The organism is Methylobacillus methanolivorans (assembly GCF_044751345.1).
GTDB classification, from domain to species: domain Bacteria; phylum Pseudomonadota; class Gammaproteobacteria; order Burkholderiales; family Methylophilaceae; genus Methylobacillus; species Methylobacillus methanolivorans.
Genome location: NZ_JBIWXY010000001.1, coordinates 15,069 through 32,255, shown reverse-complemented (window position 1 = coordinate 32,255; position 17,187 = coordinate 15,069). Strand labels below are relative to the sequence as shown.

General features: G+C 50.8%; 19 protein-coding genes and 1 tRNA gene. 6 read left to right on the top strand and 14 right to left on the bottom strand.

All coding sequences use genetic code 11. From position 1 onward, the window contains the following. Window positions 1-11: 11 nt before the first annotated feature. From ACIKP9_RS00165 to ACIKP9_RS00155, 3 genes are all read right to left on the bottom strand, one after another. Window positions 12-488 carry a NuoB/complex I 20 kDa subunit family protein gene (locus ACIKP9_RS00165; RefSeq protein WP_011480281.1) on the bottom strand — a complete coding sequence of 159 codons (477 nt, stop codon included), beginning with the start codon at window positions 486-488 and terminating at the stop codon, window positions 12-14. Between the two features lie 13 nt (window positions 489-501). Continuing rightward, window positions 502-858 carry an NADH-quinone oxidoreductase subunit A gene (locus ACIKP9_RS00160; protein ID WP_400877684.1) on the bottom strand — a complete coding sequence of 119 codons (357 nt, stop codon included), beginning with the start codon at window positions 856-858 and terminating at the stop codon, window positions 502-504. Between the two features lie 1,203 nt (window positions 859-2,061). Beyond that, window positions 2,062-2,637, bottom strand: coding sequence for a hypothetical protein (locus ACIKP9_RS00155; RefSeq protein WP_400877681.1), 576 nt, complete (start codon window positions 2,635-2,637; stop codon window positions 2,062-2,064). A 321-nt stretch (window positions 2,638-2,958) separates the two neighbouring features. On the opposite strand from ACIKP9_RS00155, the gene ACIKP9_RS00150 reads away from it, so the two are divergent. Beyond that, window positions 2,959-3,387, top strand: a complete 429-nt coding sequence (locus ACIKP9_RS00150) for a hypothetical protein (RefSeq protein WP_400877678.1) — start codon at window positions 2,959-2,961, stop codon at window positions 3,385-3,387. Between the two features lie 56 nt (window positions 3,388-3,443). Here ACIKP9_RS00150 and ACIKP9_RS00145 read toward each other — a convergent pair whose 3' ends face one another. The 10 genes from ACIKP9_RS00145 to ACIKP9_RS00100 form a co-directional block, all read right to left on the bottom strand. After that, window positions 3,444-4,076: a helix-turn-helix domain-containing protein gene (locus ACIKP9_RS00145; protein WP_400877676.1), complete on the bottom strand. Its 633-nt coding sequence runs from the start codon at window positions 4,074-4,076 to the stop codon at window positions 3,444-3,446. Window positions 4,077-4,607: 531 nt separating this feature from the next. Further along, window positions 4,608-5,012 carry a hypothetical protein gene (locus tag ACIKP9_RS00140; RefSeq protein ID WP_400877673.1) on the bottom strand — a complete coding sequence of 135 codons (405 nt, stop codon included), beginning with the start codon at window positions 5,010-5,012 and terminating at the stop codon, window positions 4,608-4,610. A gap of 9 nt (window positions 5,013-5,021) precedes the next feature. After that, entirely contained in the window at window positions 5,022-5,276 is a 255-nt protein-coding gene (locus ACIKP9_RS00135; RefSeq protein WP_400877670.1) for a hypothetical protein, read from the bottom strand. 401 nt (window positions 5,277-5,677) lie between these two features. Beyond that, window positions 5,678-6,343 carry a hypothetical protein gene (locus ACIKP9_RS00130; protein WP_400877667.1) on the bottom strand — a complete coding sequence of 222 codons (666 nt, stop codon included), beginning with the start codon at window positions 6,341-6,343 and terminating at the stop codon, window positions 5,678-5,680. Window positions 6,344-6,414: 71 nt separating this feature from the next. Beyond that, on the bottom strand, window positions 6,415-7,698 hold the full coding sequence (locus tag ACIKP9_RS00125; RefSeq protein WP_400877664.1) for a tyrosine-type recombinase/integrase: 1,284 nt from the start codon (window positions 7,696-7,698) through the stop codon (window positions 6,415-6,417). Between the two features lie 175 nt (window positions 7,699-7,873). Next, a tRNA-Leu gene (locus ACIKP9_RS00120) sits at window positions 7,874-7,958 on the bottom strand. 26 nt (window positions 7,959-7,984) lie between these two features. Continuing rightward, window positions 7,985-8,320, bottom strand: a complete 336-nt coding sequence (gene secG, locus ACIKP9_RS00115; RefSeq protein WP_230346656.1) for a preprotein translocase subunit SecG — start codon at window positions 8,318-8,320, stop codon at window positions 7,985-7,987. 32 nt (window positions 8,321-8,352) lie between these two features. Continuing rightward, window positions 8,353-9,105 carry a triose-phosphate isomerase gene (gene tpiA, locus ACIKP9_RS00110; RefSeq protein ID WP_400877660.1) on the bottom strand — a complete coding sequence of 251 codons (753 nt, stop codon included), beginning with the start codon at window positions 9,103-9,105 and terminating at the stop codon, window positions 8,353-8,355. Window positions 9,106-9,230: 125 nt separating this feature from the next. Beyond that, a complete protein-coding gene (recJ, locus tag ACIKP9_RS00105) occupies window positions 9,231-10,925 on the bottom strand; it encodes a single-stranded-DNA-specific exonuclease RecJ (protein ID WP_400877657.1) in 1,695 nt (564 codons plus the stop codon). Continuing rightward, the gene (locus ACIKP9_RS00100; protein WP_400877654.1) at window positions 10,897-11,868 is read right to left on the bottom strand and encodes a hypothetical protein; all 972 of its coding nucleotides are present in this window, start codon (window positions 11,866-11,868) and stop codon (window positions 10,897-10,899) included. Before ACIKP9_RS00100 ends, recJ begins: the two co-directional genes overlap by 29 nt. A 72-nt stretch (window positions 11,869-11,940) precedes the next feature. On the opposite strand from ACIKP9_RS00100, the gene ACIKP9_RS00095 reads away from it, so the two are divergent. The 5 genes from ACIKP9_RS00095 (at window position 11,941) to ACIKP9_RS00075 (ending at window position 16,776) form a co-directional block, all read left to right on the top strand. Beyond that, window positions 11,941-12,393, top strand: coding sequence for a SixA phosphatase family protein (locus tag ACIKP9_RS00095; protein WP_400877651.1), 453 nt, complete (start codon window positions 11,941-11,943; stop codon window positions 12,391-12,393). A 66-nt stretch (window positions 12,394-12,459) separates the two neighbouring features. After that, the gene (locus ACIKP9_RS00090; protein ID WP_400877649.1) at window positions 12,460-13,092 is read left to right on the top strand and encodes a nucleotide-binding protein; all 633 of its coding nucleotides are present in this window, start codon (window positions 12,460-12,462) and stop codon (window positions 13,090-13,092) included. Between the two features lie 16 nt (window positions 13,093-13,108). Then, complete coding sequence (locus ACIKP9_RS00085; protein ID WP_400877646.1) at window positions 13,109-14,593, top strand: CYTH and CHAD domain-containing protein; 1,485 nt, start codon at window positions 13,109-13,111, stop codon at window positions 14,591-14,593. 70 nt (window positions 14,594-14,663) lie between these two features. Beyond that, a complete protein-coding gene (locus tag ACIKP9_RS00080) occupies window positions 14,664-15,032 on the top strand; it encodes a DUF6394 family protein (protein ID WP_400877644.1) in 369 nt (122 codons plus the stop codon). Window positions 15,033-15,084: 52 nt separating this feature from the next. Next, window positions 15,085-16,776, top strand: a complete 1,692-nt coding sequence (locus ACIKP9_RS00075) for a potassium channel family protein (protein WP_400881808.1) — start codon at window positions 15,085-15,087, stop codon at window positions 16,774-16,776. Window positions 16,777-16,782: 6 nt separating this feature from the next. Here ACIKP9_RS00075 and arfB read toward each other — a convergent pair whose 3' ends face one another. Continuing rightward, window positions 16,783-17,181 carry an alternative ribosome rescue aminoacyl-tRNA hydrolase ArfB gene (gene arfB, locus ACIKP9_RS00070; protein ID WP_400877642.1) on the bottom strand — a complete coding sequence of 133 codons (399 nt, stop codon included), beginning with the start codon at window positions 17,179-17,181 and terminating at the stop codon, window positions 16,783-16,785. Between the last annotated feature and the right edge of the window lie 6 nt (window positions 17,182-17,187).

The window sequence follows — 17,187 nt, the reverse complement described above, 5'->3', positions numbered from 1 at the left end:
GATGTCAGCTCTCAACGTGCAATCGTATTGGTACGCTTGATCTTGTTCTGCAACTGGATAATGCCGTAGAGCAATGCTTCGGCAGTCGGCGGGCAACCTGGCACATAGACATCGACAGGAACAATGCGATCGCAACCACGCACCACGGCATAAGAATAGTGATAATAACCGCCGCCGTTGGCACAAGACCCCATGGAAATTACCCAACGCGGCTCAGCCATCTGGTCGTAGACCTTACGCAAGGCCGGCGCCATCTTGTTGACTAAGGTACCAGCCACGATCATGACATCAGATTGGCGAGGACTAGGACGAAACACAATCCCAAAACGGTCAAGATCATAACGAGCAGCGCCAGCATGCATCATCTCCACGGCGCAACAGGCCAAACCGAACGTCATCGGCCACAAGGAACCGGTACGGGTATAGTTGATGACCGTATCCAGTGTTGTGGTGACAAAACCTTTTTCAAGAACGCCTTCAATACTCATACGACACCACGCATCACTCCCATTCCAGCGCCCCCTTCATCCATTCGTAGACGAAGCCCACAACCAGAATTCCCAGAAAAACTATCATGGCGAGGAAACCGAACAACCCGATTTCTTGCAACACCACAGCCCACGGAAAAAGAAAGGCAATCTCGAGATCAAACAGGATAAACAGGATAGCAACCAGGTAATAGCGCACGTCGAACTTCATGCGCGCATCTTCAAACGCCTCAAAGCCACACTCATAAGGGGAGTTCTTTTCGGCATCAGGCCGATTGGGGGAAACCAGCTTGCCAAGCACAATAGGAGCGACACCGACACCAAGACCCACAATGATGAACAGCAATATCGGGAAGTAGTTCTCCAGCACGTTCTAACCCTATACAAATCAGCCCAAAGAAAATCAGGTTTATTTACCCTGACAGCAGTATTGATAAAGCATCATACCCCGCATTTGTTAATGAATTGTAACATACAAATTACAACCAAACAGTCTGAAATGCCGCATCTGGGGCCGAATTTGCCATTAACACCTGTTTAATATCAACTTTGCTCAAAAATAACCTTGTAAAAACAAGGTTAAAATGAAACAAAATTAACTTTTTGTTACAAAAATAACCTTACGAGATACAGGTTATACCAACAAAAAACACATTAGTTCACGGAAAATTCAGCCAACCTCAAATTGACACCAACCCCAACAACCAAGTCACCGAGCACGATCATGCAACACACCGCCGATAGGTACCCCAACTAAGTTACACATACCAATATTTCAAGAGAGCCATCCCAAGACGCAGAAATAAAAAAACAGGCCCCGAGAGGCCTGTATGAATTTCTGGAAGATTCTGCAAGTCAATGCATTAATGAATACTTTATGGACATAACATGTCAATTAAATGAAACAAGAACTAGTTCCACATACAAACAATTCACATGAGATAAGCAAAAATGAAAAAACCCGCCAAACTCTAGGTTACATGCGGGTTTTTAAGCCGATTTAATACAGCTTGATTTAATTCTTGGTGCGACGGTGAGACTCGAATTAAATTTGTTTATCATTTAAATTCATACATATACATAACAAACACAAATTCAAAATCCAACAAAGTACCCAAACTGGTACCAAAGAATCACCGCTTGGGATTTTCTCATCTGCCCCTGTAAGACCCATTCAAAATTTCTTTTGCCTGCTGGTGGAGCCGGTCATCTATTTCTCTGGCTTTCCTCTCCCGCTCCCGGCGTTCCCAATAATCCCGGTCATCATTGATTTGTTTCTGTCGCGCGTTGAAGTCTTGGCAGTCACTACCGTTGCATGTGTACCTGCCATTGCCTAGATAAATAATCTCTTTCTCTCCGGCGTGTGAGAGTGGTGCTAGAACGCACACAAAAGCGATTAGAGCGGCTTGTATCATATTGGATAGGAAAGGTGTGCATGGAAAAAGAAACGGGTAAATCCAATGTGGAATTACCCGTGTTAGTTCTATGAAAAGGTCTTACGCCAACATAGAACTTTAGTCTATCTAATTATTGTTTCAGCATGATGAATCCCAGAACCAAGCTACTCACAATACTAATTACCCGTCATCGCCACATTCCACGAAACAAGCATTGGGCTTTGATTATTACATAGCCAGCGTTCAACCCCTGCAACAATACCCTCACCATCTCCCTTTAGTACCGCAAATGCTGAAAGTGGCGGCCCCAACCTCTGAATCACTGCCAACAAACTAGCACCGTTGATGCATCGCACTTCATATGTTTGCCCTGATTTCTGGGTGCTCTCGCGCTCAATATGTTTCCAGCACTGGCTATGAAAGAGCTGGTTTGCTGAAAGCCGTTCCATTGTCTCCGCATCATAAGCCGGAGAGGTACGCCAACGATGCTTTAATCCATTTCTGGAGATTCCAACATATCGAATAACTCCGTCACTTCCTGCGACCAAATAAAGGCAAGCGCTCCGTTCTCTCCAGACTGCTTCATTGAGAATTGTATATTCAGCCTGCAACCAAGGGCCAATCCTAGCACCTGATGCAACATTGCGCTTCCATCGCTTGCCACCTATTCCGCGAATATGAACAACAGGCGTTGATGCCTGAAATATAGCTTCTGCGTGCTTAACTACTAATAGATTTACTTCAATATCCATTGCCTAGTCAAAAGCCCGATATTCTTACCTCACCATATAACAACGCCAAGACTAGGGAACTAGCTCTTATAGGTAAGAACAAGGATTTTGGATTTTCAAATTGGAGTTAAATTTTTTTGAGCATGGTCATCCCTATGTCACTCTGTTTCTAAGATATTCACTTTTTGCGGGTCTGGTGTGTTGCATGTAGCACTTACTATTGAAGTGATTACTTATATGTAAAATTAATAATTTATATTTTATTTATTTGTTTTACATATAACAAACCTGTCATATTCTCCCCATAGGATGACTGCTTTCTTCTTCACTACGGAAAGCACAATGCAAGCCGCAACACATACACATAACAATGCCATCCCATGCACCCATCAAGAGCTTGCTAGCTTTATGTGTGATATCACTCAAGTTGACTCTGACGAAAGGTATTTCTTAGAGCGACACTTTCCCCATGCTGATTTTCATTGTCTTTTTAATAGTAACAGTGCAGGAACTGAGGCTGTAGCAATCGCTGTGTATTCAGGCGAGTGCTGCATCATTCAAAGCACACCGGCCCGGAAGTTGTCGCTTGGCTCTGTGGTGTCAGTCCACCACGTTGAGGAATATGCGTCATTAATTGATGAAATGGATGAGGCAGAAGGCTTTGAAGAGTTACCCGGCTTTGCTATCACCTACGGGCGGCACTGGCTCTTGGGTAACATGGTAGGCATATCAACAATCCGGGACTGCTACATCGTGAGAGAGCATCCCTAATCTATTTCAGGGTGACAAAGCCGGGCCAATGCTCTGCCACCCACCAGCGCGTTGGTTCAATCCTCCCCCAGAATCACCCGGCCTGCATCCTCATCTAGCGCCGGGCCTTCTTCACCCAAACCTGAATCTTCAACCGCCCCATCCTTCATCAATGCCTTGGCTTCGTTGTTCGAGATAACCCGTACGCTCAATTCTGGGAGCGTTTCCGGGGCCGCGGTGAGGTTATCTAGGGGGAGGCTATGCCTTACCATGTCAGAGGTATTTTTTAACGCTGCAGAGGCCGCTGCCGCTGCTCTCATTACAACCGCCGCTGACTCTGGGTCTGTAGCTTCCAGGTGCTGGGACGCTTTCAAAATAATGTCCCGGATGTTCTGGCTATGAGCAATGTTGTCAGCGAGCAGGTGTGCGGCTTGGTATCGGACTGTTTCATCATTCAGAATCAGATTCAGCACATCCTGCCGGGCCTGTTCTATCAGTTCCTGTTTGAGCTTGCCTTTCTTCACTCCACCAGCCGCTAAATATCTATGAACTGTTCTGGGTGAGAGGCCGACTTTTTGGGCAATCATTGCGACTGTATAGCCTGATTCTCTGAGTGTTTGAATCTGGGCTATCTGGTCAGGGCTGGCATCCGGGCTTTTCTTGCTGGCTACCGTTGCCGGTGTTGCTGATTTGGTTGTTGCTGCTGTCATGAGCTTTCTTTCTCTGGTTTTTTTTCCCCTAAATTTCCCAAGTTAAAAATATATAAATCAAAATATCCCAAGCATGAGCAACAGACTCCCAAGCCCGGCTATCATAGCAAGGGAGACTATTAGCTTATGCTGGGAAGCATCCCAGTGCACGATTCCAAAGGCAGGCTGCGTTACTAGAAAAATAAGATTCCTTTGGTCAAGCTAACCCTACTTTCCGCACCAGCTCTGCCGCAGCCACCTTGTCAGGTCAGACCTACAGATTGGGCCTTTGCTGGAACCTCCTAGCCCTATACGATTATGCCCGGACGTTCAGTCAACCGATGAGGCATAAAAGTTGTGTTGCTTTCTAGTTGGTTCGCAACGTACCAGTGTCAGTGTTTCAAACTATAAGTTTTTGATCTCTAAACGACCAAAATCATATTTTATTGGCCCTACCGGGCCACCAGCGGATTGTTGCCTGTTATCTGCCCATTGAGGGCAGATAACAGGCCGCGCAAGCGCGGGTGACAACGGTGGGCTAGTGGGTTGCCGCTACTCACAAAGGCTTGCTTCCCATGCAGCAAAGTCTGCGTCTTTCAGCGGGTAAGGCTCAAGCCAGACACAAGGGAAGAGCGAGTCATTGATTGGGGCGATATGGACTTCATACTCCCCATCTTGCATGAATAGGTGTACCTGGCTGAGTGGCTCCGGTGCTAGCAAGCCCTTGGGTAATTTGTTGAGAAGTCCATCATATTCAACAAAAATCGCTTTGAGAGACTCTTCATTCAGAGGGTTATAGTCCCGGTCAGTCCTCGTAAATCTCACTCTTGCCACTTCAAGGCCGTTCTGGTCAAACCCAGCTAGCACAAAGCTATCTGCCCCTACATGGTACCAAGGGTCTTTGCTTTGCAGGATTGCGTCGAGGGGCAGGCTTTTGAGAGAGGTGACTAATGCCATGTCTACCTCCTAGCAATCAAGACTGGTCTGACAATAAGGCGTTCCATCTAGAGGCATGAAGAACGCTACCCTTGCCATACCATCGGGCAACGGTGAACCACCAATATGGAATACCTTTGCTTCTGGGAATGCCTTGAGGAATTCCTCAATCAGCTTGCTAACAAAGCCGGTGCTTGATAATACAGACTCTATTGGGACATTTTCATCCGGCATTTCAGTACGGTTGTCTGCTCGCTCTATTGCCATAGCTTTGAAGTCAATCATTGCGCTGCCCCTTGAGTGATGGCGGCAAGGGCGGCTCGCAGTTCGCCCACATTCCAAACAGTGCATCCCGGCGAGACCTTGATAGGGGCTGGCAGAATTCCGCTCTTGCTCCAACGCCATATCGTTGCAGAGGCAACAGAGAAAAGGTTTTTGACAACAGGAAGCCTTACATTAGCTTCTGGGGGCAGGCTGGAAAAGTGTTGTAATGCGCTGGGGATTCCGGCGTTAGTGGTGTTGTGGGTCTGTGACATTCAATGCTCCATATAGTTAGGATGGACGCACTGTAGGTAAAGATGAGGTTGTTGAACAGGTAGAAGGGTTAGGTAGGTTGTATCTAAAAAGGGGTGGGTAGGTTAGCCCCAGCCCTTGCCGCTACTGCGTTTAAAGGGTGGGTAGGTTTTTTATGGTGTTTTGGGTGCGCCGCCCGTTTTATTCCAATTTATCACTGTAGCAATCCTGCCTCGGGCGGAATCGGACAATGCGGAATGGTGAGATTTCAGCCAATCCTCTATCTGCCCCTTGGATGCCTTTCCCGGTATTTTTACAGGACTTAGCGCCTGCCACGCCTCAATAGCAATGCGTAGCTCTTCTGGGAGCTCGGTTAGGTCAAGCGTTACAGCCCCTGATAATCCGGTATCTGTGGGTAAGACAATAGATAAGCCCCTATGCTCTGCCCACGCTTCAATGACTCCCCTATCTACTTGAATTAGTTGTTTGTCCGGCTCGGGTATCTCTGCTCTTTCCAACAGGCGCGATTCTGGTTCTATATGCAAAGCATATTCTGTATACCAAGTTCCGGGCTTTCGTTGCGACTCTACAGGGTCGCCATCATTAAGAGGTGTTGCCGCATCGGTCAGCATTGCATCTAGCAATGCGGTGTAGCCAGCGGGCGGGCTTTGAGTAAGTTTTTCCGGTGTCCAGTTGCTGGGGTTTTCACCAAGGATAAGAAGTGCGGCTTCCCAAAGCCTAAAGCTGGTGCTGGTTTTGTAGATTTGAGAACTGCTAGTCATGCTTGCCCTTGCATTGCCCAGAAAATGAAAACCGCGCCGGGATGGATGGGCATCCATTTTTCGCTCCGTCGAGCTAGGCGCGGTTGTAAGCTGATATTGTGCGGCTTCAATGTTGCAGGGTGTTTACATCATGCCTGCTTGAGTTGAATCACTTGCGCACCGACCTTGAGTTCATCCAAATAATCAGCCCATGCCTGCATAACCGATTTCCGCTCCTCTGCAAAATCCGTACGGTCATAAGCACTTTGTATCTGGTCTTTCTTGGCGTGCGCAAGCTGGGCTTCCAGTACGTCTAAATCCACCTTAAGCCTTTCTCTTGCCACCGTGCGCAACATTGCCCTGAAACCGTGGGTACTGTGCTTGCCCGCAAAACCCATATCACGAAGCGCTTTAGATAGCGCATCCCGGTGAATGTGAGGATTGTTCCGATTGCCTACACCAGGAAACACAAACGGCCCACCAGCGAATTGCTGCATTTCCTTGAGTGCTTCCAATGCCTGTGTAGGTAGACTCACAATATGGTCATTGCCTGTTTTCATCCGGTTTGAGCCATCCGCTTCCTTTCCGGGGATATGCCACTCGCCCTGCTCTAAATCCATTTCCTCCCATTTGGCACTCGCCACCACTCCGGGGCGCAAGGCTGTGTACGCTGCCAGTAGCAATGCACATCTAACTACGCGACCCGGATATGCATCTATTGCCCGCATCAATGCACCTATCTCTTGATACTTTGTAATTGCTGGCATATGCCCACCCTTGAGCTTTGGGAATACACCTTTCAGGCGCAATACTTGGTCATCCCCTCTCAAGCCACGCAAGATGCAATACTCAATCACGCCATTGATGCATTGCCTGGCCTTGGGCGCAATAGATGGTGTTTGAGCCGCAATCTCACGCAACAAGTCCACCACATCCTTACTGGCCATTGTCCGTACATCAAGGTTGCCAATGCCTGGCTGCAACTTCTTTCTGACAATGAATTGGTTTTTGTCATAGGTTGCCTTTTGCCATCCAGCCCTTCGGTCATCCAGCCACCTATCAGAAATAACCGTGAAGCAATGCTGCAACCTATCTTGCTCTTGCCTTTGGGCCTCAATCTCTGCATCTGTGGTGGATTTTCTTTTTGCCTTGAGGTCATCATATAGGCCGGTCACTTCCAGGCCCATACGCGCGGCTTGGTGCAGGCCATCAGCCAGCACATGAGCCTGCGCTATAGATACATCGGGATAAATCCCAATTATCTTTTTGCTACGCTGCCCTTCTGGTGTTCGGTAACGCACTTGCCATTGCTTCGAGCCAGTGGGTAGAACCAGGAGAAAAAGGCCATTACCAGAAGCCAAGGTGTAAGGCTCCGGCTTGATGATGGCTTTCCGGGCTGCGGGGTCTGTTAGCTGCTTGGCAAGTTTTGGCATGGGACAATCTCAAAGTGGGCATGATTTGGGTACTTGAATATAAAGTACCCAAACAAGTACCCAAAAGCAAGAGATTTCTTGAGACGAGATGAGACAGCCTGAAAAGAAAAAACCCGCCAAACTCTAGGTTACATGCGGGCTTTGAGATGCTGTGATACAACCAGCTTTTATATATTGGTGCCGACGGTGAGACTCGAACTCACACGGCTTTCGCCACTACCCCCTCAAGATAGCGTGTCTACCAATTCCACCACGACGGCATGGGCCAAGACCCTAAAACTATTAATTACTGAGGTACATCCTTTGCCGATGTAGGCTCAGCTGCCTTAGGCACATCAGAAACGGGCGCTGATTTTACCACAGACTTCTGCACCACACTGCCTTGGTCAGAACGATGACTGGTCAAATAGGCAAGACTCATGCTGGTCACGAAAAAGACGGCGACACAGATAGCCGTTGCACGACTCATGAAGTTGGATGAGCCACTAACACCAAACAGACTGCCGGAAGCGCCACTACCAAATGCAGCGCCCATATCAGCACCCTTACCATGCTGCAACAAGACCAGGCCAACTACGCCCAGCGCTGCAATGACATGAATGACGGTTACGATTGTTTCCATTTTTCTCTTAAATCCCCTGCCTAACTGATCAATCAGCAAGCAGCACGACAAATACTTTCAAAATCATCGGCATCCAATGAACACCTGCCGATTAATCCGCCGTCTATATCCGGCATAGACAGCAATTGTGCCGCATTTCTCGGATTTACGCTACCCCCATAGATGATTCTTACCGTTTCAGCGGCTCCGGGATGTTGTGCAGCAATACGCTCACGGATGAAGGAATGTGCCGCACGCGCCTGATCAGGCGTAGCCGTTCTGTTGGTGCCAATCGCCCAGACAGGCTCATAGGCAATGACAGCTTGATCAAGCAATGCCCCACCGGAAACCGAGAGGATCGAATCCAGCTGATTGGCAATGGCATACTCCATGACCCCCGACTCTCTTTCTTGCAAGGTCTCACCAACGCAAAAAATCGGGATGAGGCCGTGATGTTTGGCGATCGCAAATTTGTCGGCGATATTGGCATCGCTCTCACAATAAGCATCACTGCGCTCTGAATGCCCAACGATGACATAGCTGACACCAAACTCCTTGAGCATGGCGGCACTCACCTCACCTGTATAAGCACCATTCTCGTGCTTAGCCACGTTTTGCGCACCCCAGGCAATGTTGGTGTTGGCCAAGATTTGCTGTGCCTGGAATAAATAGGGATAAGGAACGCAAACAGCGATATCGACTTGGCTGACATCCTGCAAGCCATGCGCGAGTTTCTCCAGCAACCTGTTGTTCTGAGCAAGGTTGCCATTCATTTTCCAATTGCCGACAACCAGCTTGCGACGCATATATATATAGAAACCCGAGATTGTATTTGATATCCGTTTTAATCTGGCCGGATATGCTTAGTGAATATTTTTAATTGAATATTATTATAGTGCAGCCATGAGACTGGTCAACGCGAACACCTTACCTAGCCTGGTACCTGCCAATGTTGTAAGCACAATTGCAGTGTCTGCGCCCCACGAAATTCGTTGACTTGCACCTGATAGACCAGCTCCACCTGTTCGGGTAGAAACTCTTCCTGCCTGAAAAAAATCGCATCGAATACCTGCCCTGATTTTTCCAGGCTCAACTTGAGGTGACGCTCCCCGACAATACGCTGATTCACCACGCGGAACTCATCCAGAAAAACAGGAGGGGGGAATCCCTGACCCCAGACTTGGCGCTCCAGAGCATAAGCCATCTCCAGGCTGGCATCGTCCGATGACAATGAACCATCCACCTCGATTACCGCCTCCAACTGCTGAGGGGTCAACAACCCTGCAACCACTTGTTCAAACACTGTACTAAAGCGTGGAAAATCTTGCTCGCGTATGCTCAAGCCCGCAGCCATGGCATGTCCGCCAAACTTCAACAGCAAGCCCGGCTCTCGCTTGGAAACCAAATCAAGGGCATCACGCAAGTGCAACCCGGGAATTGAGCGCCCCGAGCCTTTAACAATGCCATCACCCGCAGAGGCAAAAGCAATCACAGGCCGATGAAAACGCTCCTTGATGCGAGAGGCGAGAATACCGATGACACCCTGATGCCATCCTTCCTGAAACAGGCTAAGACTATAGCGTCCAGTCGCATCGATCTCATCCAGAACGGCCATCGCATCATCCTGCATATCGGCCTCGATATTACGCCGCTCCTGGTTTAGCTCATGCAATTGTTGCGCCATCTGCTTGGCCACTGCCATATCCTGCTCCAGCAGGCAGGCAATACCCAAGGTCATGTCATCCAGGCGGCCAGCAGCGTTGAGGCGCGGGCCAATACTGAATCCCAAATCCTGTGGGTTAGCCTTGGCATATTCACGCCCTGCCACCTCAAACAAGGCCAATATGCCAGGGCTGCACTTGCCAGCACGAATACGGCGCAAGCCCTGCTCGACCAAAATACGGTTGTTATCATCCAACCGTACCAGGTCAGCCACCGTCCCCAATGCCACTAAATCCAGAAGCTCGGTCAAGTTAGGTTCAGAGCCTGCATCAAAAACACCCCTACGGCGCAGCTCAGCGCGTAGTGCGAGCAGCACATAAAACATCACGCCCACACCAGCCAAGTGCTTGCTGGGGAAGTCGCATCCATGCTGGTTTGGGTTAACAATGCAGGCTGCTTGCGGCGTGGTATCCCCGGGCAAATGGTGGTCCGTTACCAGTACCGGTATGCCCAGCCCTCGCGCGGCTTCCACCCCATCGACGCTGGCAATGCCATTATCCACGGTCAAGATCAGATCAGGATGCTGGCTCGCAGCCAGTGCAACAATTTCTGGCGTCAAGCCATAGCCATATTCAAAACGGTTAGGCACGAGGAAATCCACAATCGCACCCATGCTGCGCAATCCCTTTACCGCTACCGCAGTGGCAGTGGCACCGTCAGCGTCGTAATCCCCGACCACCATGATGCGCTTACCTGCCGCAATTGCATCGGCCAACAGCACCGCCATTTCACGGTTACCTGTTAATCGCTCTGGCGGGATCAAACGCGCCAGACTGGCTTCCATCTGGCTGATATCGCGCACACCACGAGCTGCCAGCAACCTCGCCATGGTAGGTCGCACACCTCCATTGACCAAGGTTTCATAGGCATCCTGCTCAATATTTCTTTGTATGATCTGAACCATCAAAATACGCTTCTAATGCTATTGGCTTACGCCAGAATTTATACACATCCATAGGCTTGAGCCGCACATGCAGCATGCGATCAAACCAGGAAAAATAAAGATCAAGCTGCTGTAGACGCCTGGCCCGCAGAGCCTGCCAGCACACACTACTCCAGCCAGCCCCTAAGTTCGTATAGGCAGACTGTACTACGGCGCGCTCTTGAGCATCTTGCAACACTGCGTGCAGATTGGTGTCCGTAGCATGGCGCAGGCCTGCCAATATGGCCAACCCTTTGACGCTGACATCCTCGCTATAGACGGCACAGTTTAGAGACTGGCCCGTGCCTGGCAGGATTCCGCCGCCGTGCAGCCAGACACTATTGGCGGCAAGCTCGCCACGCGCTTCCCGCGCCTGATTGACCTCATGACTGAACAACAACATCTGCATTTCATTGGTCAACTGCCGCCAACGCTGCGCGTCATCACCCTGCGGCATCCAGCTCGTAATATCTCGCCCAGCGACCATCCCGATAGGGGTGGTCGCTAATGCTGGCATGGATTGCAGCCTTAGATGCCAATGACCTTGAGCGCCCGGCATGAACTCCAAGCCTTCGCCTTCAAAATGCCGGTTCAAGCTATTCCGTAAGGCCTCACATTCATCAATACTCAATGCCAAGGGTGCGGGTTGGCTCAAGGCAAAAGAATCACGCTGTAACAGCAAATGCACAGGACTAACTAACATCCAATAAGCATGATCGGCAGGCAAACCAGCCCCCAGGCGCGCCAATGCCGCCATTGGCCAATCCTGCTGCTTTGACACGCCAAATTGCTGGCACAAGTAAACTTCCCTCCCCATATCCAGCCATTGTTTCTCACCTCTTGCCATCATCTGTAGCAAGGCTTGATCAGCCGCCATCGCAGGCAAAGCATCAGCAGGATCAGAAAGTAGGATTTGTAATTTCACACAGATGTCACTTTGTCATGAAGCAGGTTGAGCGCTAAGATAGAAGGACATTTTCAGCTTAGCAACAGGGTTATGGATATTATTTTATGGCGTCACGCTGAAGCCGAAGAAGGCTTTCCCGATCTTGCACGCAAGCTTACTCCCAAGGGTGAACAGCAGGCCGCAAAAATGGCAGCCTGGCTGAAACAACATATGCCGGCCAATATACGCATCCTGGCTAGCCCAGCAACACGCACACAGCAAACCGCCAGTGCTCTTGGCATGGAGTTTACCACTTTGGACGAGCTTGCTCCGGGCTCATCGCCTCAGGTGCTACTCGATGCTGCTGGCTGGCCGCTAGGCCAGGACAACGTACTGATTATCGGCCACCAGCCAACGCTAGGCATGGCAGCGGCCTATGCCATGACACGCCGCATGCAATACTGGAGCGTGAAAAAAGGCGCAATCTGGTGGATTGCCAATCGCAGACGCGGCGAAGAAGAGCAGACCGTGTTACGAGCCATGGTTACCCCCGAATTGATCTAACTTGGATATGAATATCGCATTTCCTATGTACCAATTTCCCCTGCGCCCGTTTCAACAGGAGCCCATGTGAGCACCGTCCTGATTGCCAACCCCAAAGGGGGCAGTGGTAAAACCACCTTGGCCACCAACCTGGCAGGTTATTTTGCCAGCCGTGGCAAACATGTCGTGCTTTCTGACATGGATAGACAGCGCTCTGCACTGCAATGGCTGGAACGCAGGCCCTACAAGCTGCCATTGATTCATGGACAAGACGGTCGTAGCCAATACACCAACAGCCTGAGTGCAGACTGGACCATCGTGGACTCCCCGGCAGGATTACGCGGCGACAGATTAAGCCAAGCTGTCAAGGATGCACACTTCGTTATTGTGCCTATGCAGCCCTCTGCTTTTGACATGGGGGCGACCCGTGATTTCCTCGAAGTGCTACAAGAAGAAAAATCCGTGCGCAAAGGCAAAACCTTTGTCGCCATGATCGGCATGCGTGTAGATAACCGCACCCGCGCTGCGCAAGCACTGCAAGAGTTCCTGGCGAAATCCGGCTTTCCTTCAGTCGGCAATCTGCGTAACGCCCAGGTATACGCCTTAGCTGCAGAGCAAGGTGCCAGCCTATTTGATATTAGGCCATCCCAAGTCAGCCGCGATTTGCAGCAATGGGCTCCGCTCTTGCATTGGCTGGTGAATGCCAGCAAACAAAAATAATCATCAGGAGTACACCATGCCTAACGAGATCGAGCTCAAGCTGCGCATTGCCAAAGAGGATATTCCTCACCTGCGCCGCCATGCCGCCATTCGCAAATACCTGACCGGCAAGGCCATTACGCGTCGATTGGTAAGCACCTACTACGATACGCCCGACTTGCAGCTATTTGACCAACGTGTCAGCTTGCGCGTCAGGCGCATGTCTGGCGGCTGGTTCCAGGCAGTCAAGGCCGCAGGGCACTCGCTGGCGGGGTTGCACCAGCGCTTGGAATGGGAAGACATTATCTCCAAGGGCGAACCCGACTACACCAAGATTACCGACCCCAGCCTCACACCTATTTTTGACGATCCCATGCTGCGCCAAGGCTTACAACCCATTTTTACTACCGATATGCGGCGTACCGAATGGCAGTTGGATTACCAGGGCAGCCATATCGAACTATCGCTGGATGATGGCCTACTCATTGCCGGCAAGCATCAAGAGCCGCTGATTGAAATTGAGTTGGAACTGAAAGATGGCAAGATAGAGCAATTGTTTGCGCTGGCGCTGGAGCTGCAATCCGATATAGCGCTGACGATAGAAAACGTCAGCAAAGCACAACGCGGCTATGCTTATTATCGCCAGTTCCCGCAGCTGCCCTCCAAAGCCAAGCCAGCAGGCCTGACCGCTACCGATCAGCCCAGCGATGCCTTTGCCAAAGCTGGCTGGGAATGCTTGCGACACCTGCAAAGCAATCAAGCGATTGCCATTCAGGGTGACGACCCCGAGGGCGTACACCAGATGCGGGTTGCTTTGAGGCGTCTAAAAGTAACCCTCAAAGCCTTCGGCATCAACAATGATACCATCAATGACGAGATTGACTGGCTTAATTCCTTGCTGGCCAAGGCACGTGACCTGGATGTATTGCTGCATGAGACCCTACCCAGCCTCAAGCTATCCACTGATGTATTGCACAAGGCGCAAGCCCATGTCAGCAGTGCACAAAAGCGCGCATACAGCACCCTGCGTAATGGATTGAGACAATCACGTTATCAGCACTTGCTGCTGACATTGGGCTACTTGTTTGCCTGCGGATTACCCATCGGCCACCCCAAGTTATCACGCACTGCCAGCTCACACCTGCAACGCACCCACAAAAAACTGTTCAAACAAGGCAAGCAACTGGATAAGCTCTCCACCGAGCAACGGCACCAACTACGCATATTGACACGGCGCCTGCGCTACGCCTTGGAGCTTTTCACCCCACTCTATCAAGGGAAGAAGTCAGGAAAACAGGCAGCCAAGCTACTCAGCACGCTCAGTGGCTTGCAAGCTAACCTCGGCACATTGAACGATACTGCCGTTACCAGCCAGACACTGGAACGCATGAGCAAACGCAATCCTGGCCTAGTGCCTGTATTGCCAATCTGGCAACAAGCTGCCCGCAAGCGCGAAAAGCGTCATACGGCTGACTTGCCTAATCTCTGGAAGGCATTAAAAAAAGCGTCGACTCCTTGGTAAAGGTGCCATCTCAGCCAAAATCCACTACACTCGCCACCATTCTCTCAACTCGACATATACAGGGATCACAATGAATCTGGAAAAAGTCATTTTCGGCTTCTTCATCGTCTTGGCGATGACCCTTAATTTTGGTTTTTTCGTCGGCGGTAGCGGCAACCCCATCGAACACCATATCTATGAGCTCTATACCGCTATCGTGGTAAACCTGATTGCCACCGTGCTCAAGTTTGGCGACCGCTCACAAATTGGTGCCATTCACTTGTCCACCAGCTTGGTGGCAGACCTGCAATTGATTGCAGCCGCCATCGTCTGGGTCGTGGCAAGCAGTGAAGAATCCGGCACGGCAGCACGTGTGGTATCGCTGAGTGGTGGCGCCTTGCTGGCCAATATCACTTCTGTCGTCCTGCTACTTGCGGAAACCATTACCCTGCGCCGATAAGTGCTGAGCGGAACGGCTTGTGAATAACATTTTCTTCTTGATCCTGCGGCGCATGCGCGCGCCGCTGATCACCGTCATTGTCAGCTATACGATTGCAATTGTCGGGCTGACATTGATGCCAGGCGCTGATCATCAAGGCAACCCTTGGCATATGAGCTTGTTCGAGGCTTTTTATGTCATTAGCTACACCGCTACCACTATTGGTTTTGGTGAAGTCCCTTTCCCCTATAGCGATGCGCAGCGACTATGGATGACATTCTCGATCTACTTCACCGTCATCCCCTGGTTTTATGCGATAGGTAAGATCATCTCGCTATTCCAGGACCCAGCACTTAAGCAAGCACTTACCACCAATAGCTTCGCTCGCGCGGTGGATCACCTGCACGAACCATTCTTCATTGTTTCTGGTTATGGCGAAACCGGTAGCCTGCTGGTGAAGGCGCTGGATCACAAAGGCATACGCGTTGTGGTCACCGAGATGAACCAGGACCGTGTCAACGACCTGGAGCTGGAAGACTACCAATTTGACATACCCGTCCTCTGTGCAGATGCAAAAATGCCGGATACCCTGCTACGTGCCGGGGTGCGTCACCCCATGTGCAAAGGCATTGCCGCCCTCACAGATAACGACCATGTGAACCTGGCAGTAGCCGTGGCTGCCAAGCTGCTCAACCCTGATCTTATGGTATTGGCACGCGCAGAAGACGATGAGGTTGCCGCCAACATGGCCTCGTTTGGCACCGACCATATCCTCAACCCCTACACGCTATTTGGCGACCAATTAGGCATGGAAGTCCACGCAATTGGCACCTATCTACTGCACAAATGGCTGACTGGTGTACCTGGTGACACCTTGACCCTACCCAAGGTGCCGCCGATCGGCAAATGGATCATCTGCGGCTATGGTCGCTTTGGCAAGGCCGTGGTGGAAAACCTGGAACGCGAGCAGATCACCACCGTGGTCATCGAAGCAGACCCGGAACTGACGCATTGCGAAAACTGCATTGTCGGCAGCGGCACCGAGGCAGCCACCTTGACGGAAGCCGGGATTGAGGATGCAGTAGGCATAATCGCTGGCACCAACAATGACATCAACAACCTGTCCATCGTCATGACCGCGCAAAAGATGAACCCCAACCTGTTCGTCGTTGTGCGCAAAAACCGTCGCTTCAATGAACCCTTGTTCGAGCATTTCAACGCCGATATCTCAATGGACCCCAGCGATATCATTGCTCACGAATGCTTGGCACGCATGATCACGCCCATGATGACGCACTTCCTGAAGCTGGTGCGTACGCAAGACAATAGCTGGGCCAACCAACTGATCAGCCGCCTGGTAGGCGTAGTAGGCGAAAACGTACCAGACGCCTGGGGCGTCACCGTAGATGCAGAACACAGTCCGGCGGTTGCCAACCTGATTGCCTGGGGCCTGCCAGTCACACTCGATGCATTGACACGCGACCCTGGCAACCGCACCCAAAAACTGGATCTGGTTCCGCTCATGCTGGTACGCAGCGGAGAATACACACTGCTACCGGAAGTCACGGAGAAGTTGCATGTTGGTGACCGCTTGCTGTTCTGCGGTAGTGCCATGGCGAAGAGCATCCAGCCAATCACCTTGAGCAATCACAAGACATTGACCTGGATCATCAATGGTCGCGAAATTGCTGATGGCTGGCTATGGCGCTGGATGACGCGCAAGATCACCCGCTTGCGCAAATCGCGCAAACCAGCATCTCAATAGCCACTACTAAATCACCTGTCGGCGCAAGGCCTTGCGCTCGGCGTTGATACGCTTGCCTTCCAGGCGGCGTAATTTGGAACCCTTAGTCGGCCTAGTAGCGATACGCGGCGTAGGTAAGGTAGCTACGCTGTTGACGAGCTCATGCAACCGGGTCAATGCATCTGCCCGGTTCAAGTCCTGGCTGCGATGCAACTGCGCCTTGATGATGATCACCCCATCCTTGGTAATCCTATGATCACGCAAGCGTAACAACCGCGCCTTCACCGTATCAGGCAACGAGGACGCCTTGACGTCATAACGCAGATGAATCGCACTGGATACCTTGTTCACGTTCTGGCCGCCCGCCCCTTGCGCCCGCACGGCAGTCAGCGTGATTTCATCCGGCTCAAGCTGAATATCCGGCATACCCAC

Excerpts from the sequence above, each read along its gene's own strand:
- ACIKP9_RS00145 (WP_400877676.1), bottom strand. The coding sequence starts at position 4,076 with ATGACAGCAGCAACAACCAAATCAGCAACACCGGCAACGGTAGCCAGC.
- ACIKP9_RS00140 (WP_400877673.1), bottom strand. The coding sequence starts at position 5,012 with ATGGCATTAGTCACCTCTCTCAAAAGCCTGCCCCTCGACGCAATCCTG.
- ACIKP9_RS00095 (WP_400877651.1), top strand. The coding sequence starts at position 11,941 with ATGGATATTATTTTATGGCGTCACGCTGAAGCCGAAGAAGGCTTTCCC.
- ACIKP9_RS00080 (WP_400877644.1), top strand. The coding sequence starts at position 14,664 with ATGAATCTGGAAAAAGTCATTTTCGGCTTCTTCATCGTCTTGGCGATG.
- ACIKP9_RS00165 (WP_011480281.1), bottom strand. The coding sequence starts at position 488 with ATGAGTATTGAAGGCGTTCTTGAAAAAGGTTTTGTCACCACAACACTG.
- arfB (WP_400877642.1), bottom strand. The coding sequence starts at position 17,181 with ATGCCGGATATTCAGCTTGAGCCGGATGAAATCACGCTGACTGCCGTG.
- secG (WP_230346656.1), bottom strand. The coding sequence starts at position 8,320 with ATGGAAACAATCGTAACCGTCATTCATGTCATTGCAGCGCTGGGCGTA.
- ACIKP9_RS00150 (WP_400877678.1), top strand. The coding sequence starts at position 2,959 with ATGCAAGCCGCAACACATACACATAACAATGCCATCCCATGCACCCAT.
- ACIKP9_RS00130 (WP_400877667.1), bottom strand. The coding sequence starts at position 6,343 with ATGGATGCCCATCCATCCCGGCGCGGTTTTCATTTTCTGGGCAATGCA.
- ACIKP9_RS00125 (WP_400877664.1), bottom strand. The coding sequence starts at position 7,698 with ATGCCAAAACTTGCCAAGCAGCTAACAGACCCCGCAGCCCGGAAAGCC.
- ACIKP9_RS00155 (WP_400877681.1), bottom strand. The coding sequence starts at position 2,637 with ATGGATATTGAAGTAAATCTATTAGTAGTTAAGCACGCAGAAGCTATA.
- ACIKP9_RS00075 (WP_400881808.1), top strand. The coding sequence starts at position 15,085 with ATGCGCGCGCCGCTGATCACCGTCATTGTCAGCTATACGATTGCAATT.
- ACIKP9_RS00135 (WP_400877670.1), bottom strand. The coding sequence starts at position 5,276 with ATGATTGACTTCAAAGCTATGGCAATAGAGCGAGCAGACAACCGTACT.
- tpiA (WP_400877660.1), bottom strand. The coding sequence starts at position 9,105 with ATGCGTCGCAAGCTGGTTGTCGGCAATTGGAAAATGAATGGCAACCTT.
- ACIKP9_RS00085 (WP_400877646.1), top strand. The coding sequence starts at position 13,109 with ATGCCTAACGAGATCGAGCTCAAGCTGCGCATTGCCAAAGAGGATATT.
- recJ (WP_400877657.1), bottom strand. The coding sequence starts at position 10,925 with ATGGTTCAGATCATACAAAGAAATATTGAGCAGGATGCCTATGAAACC.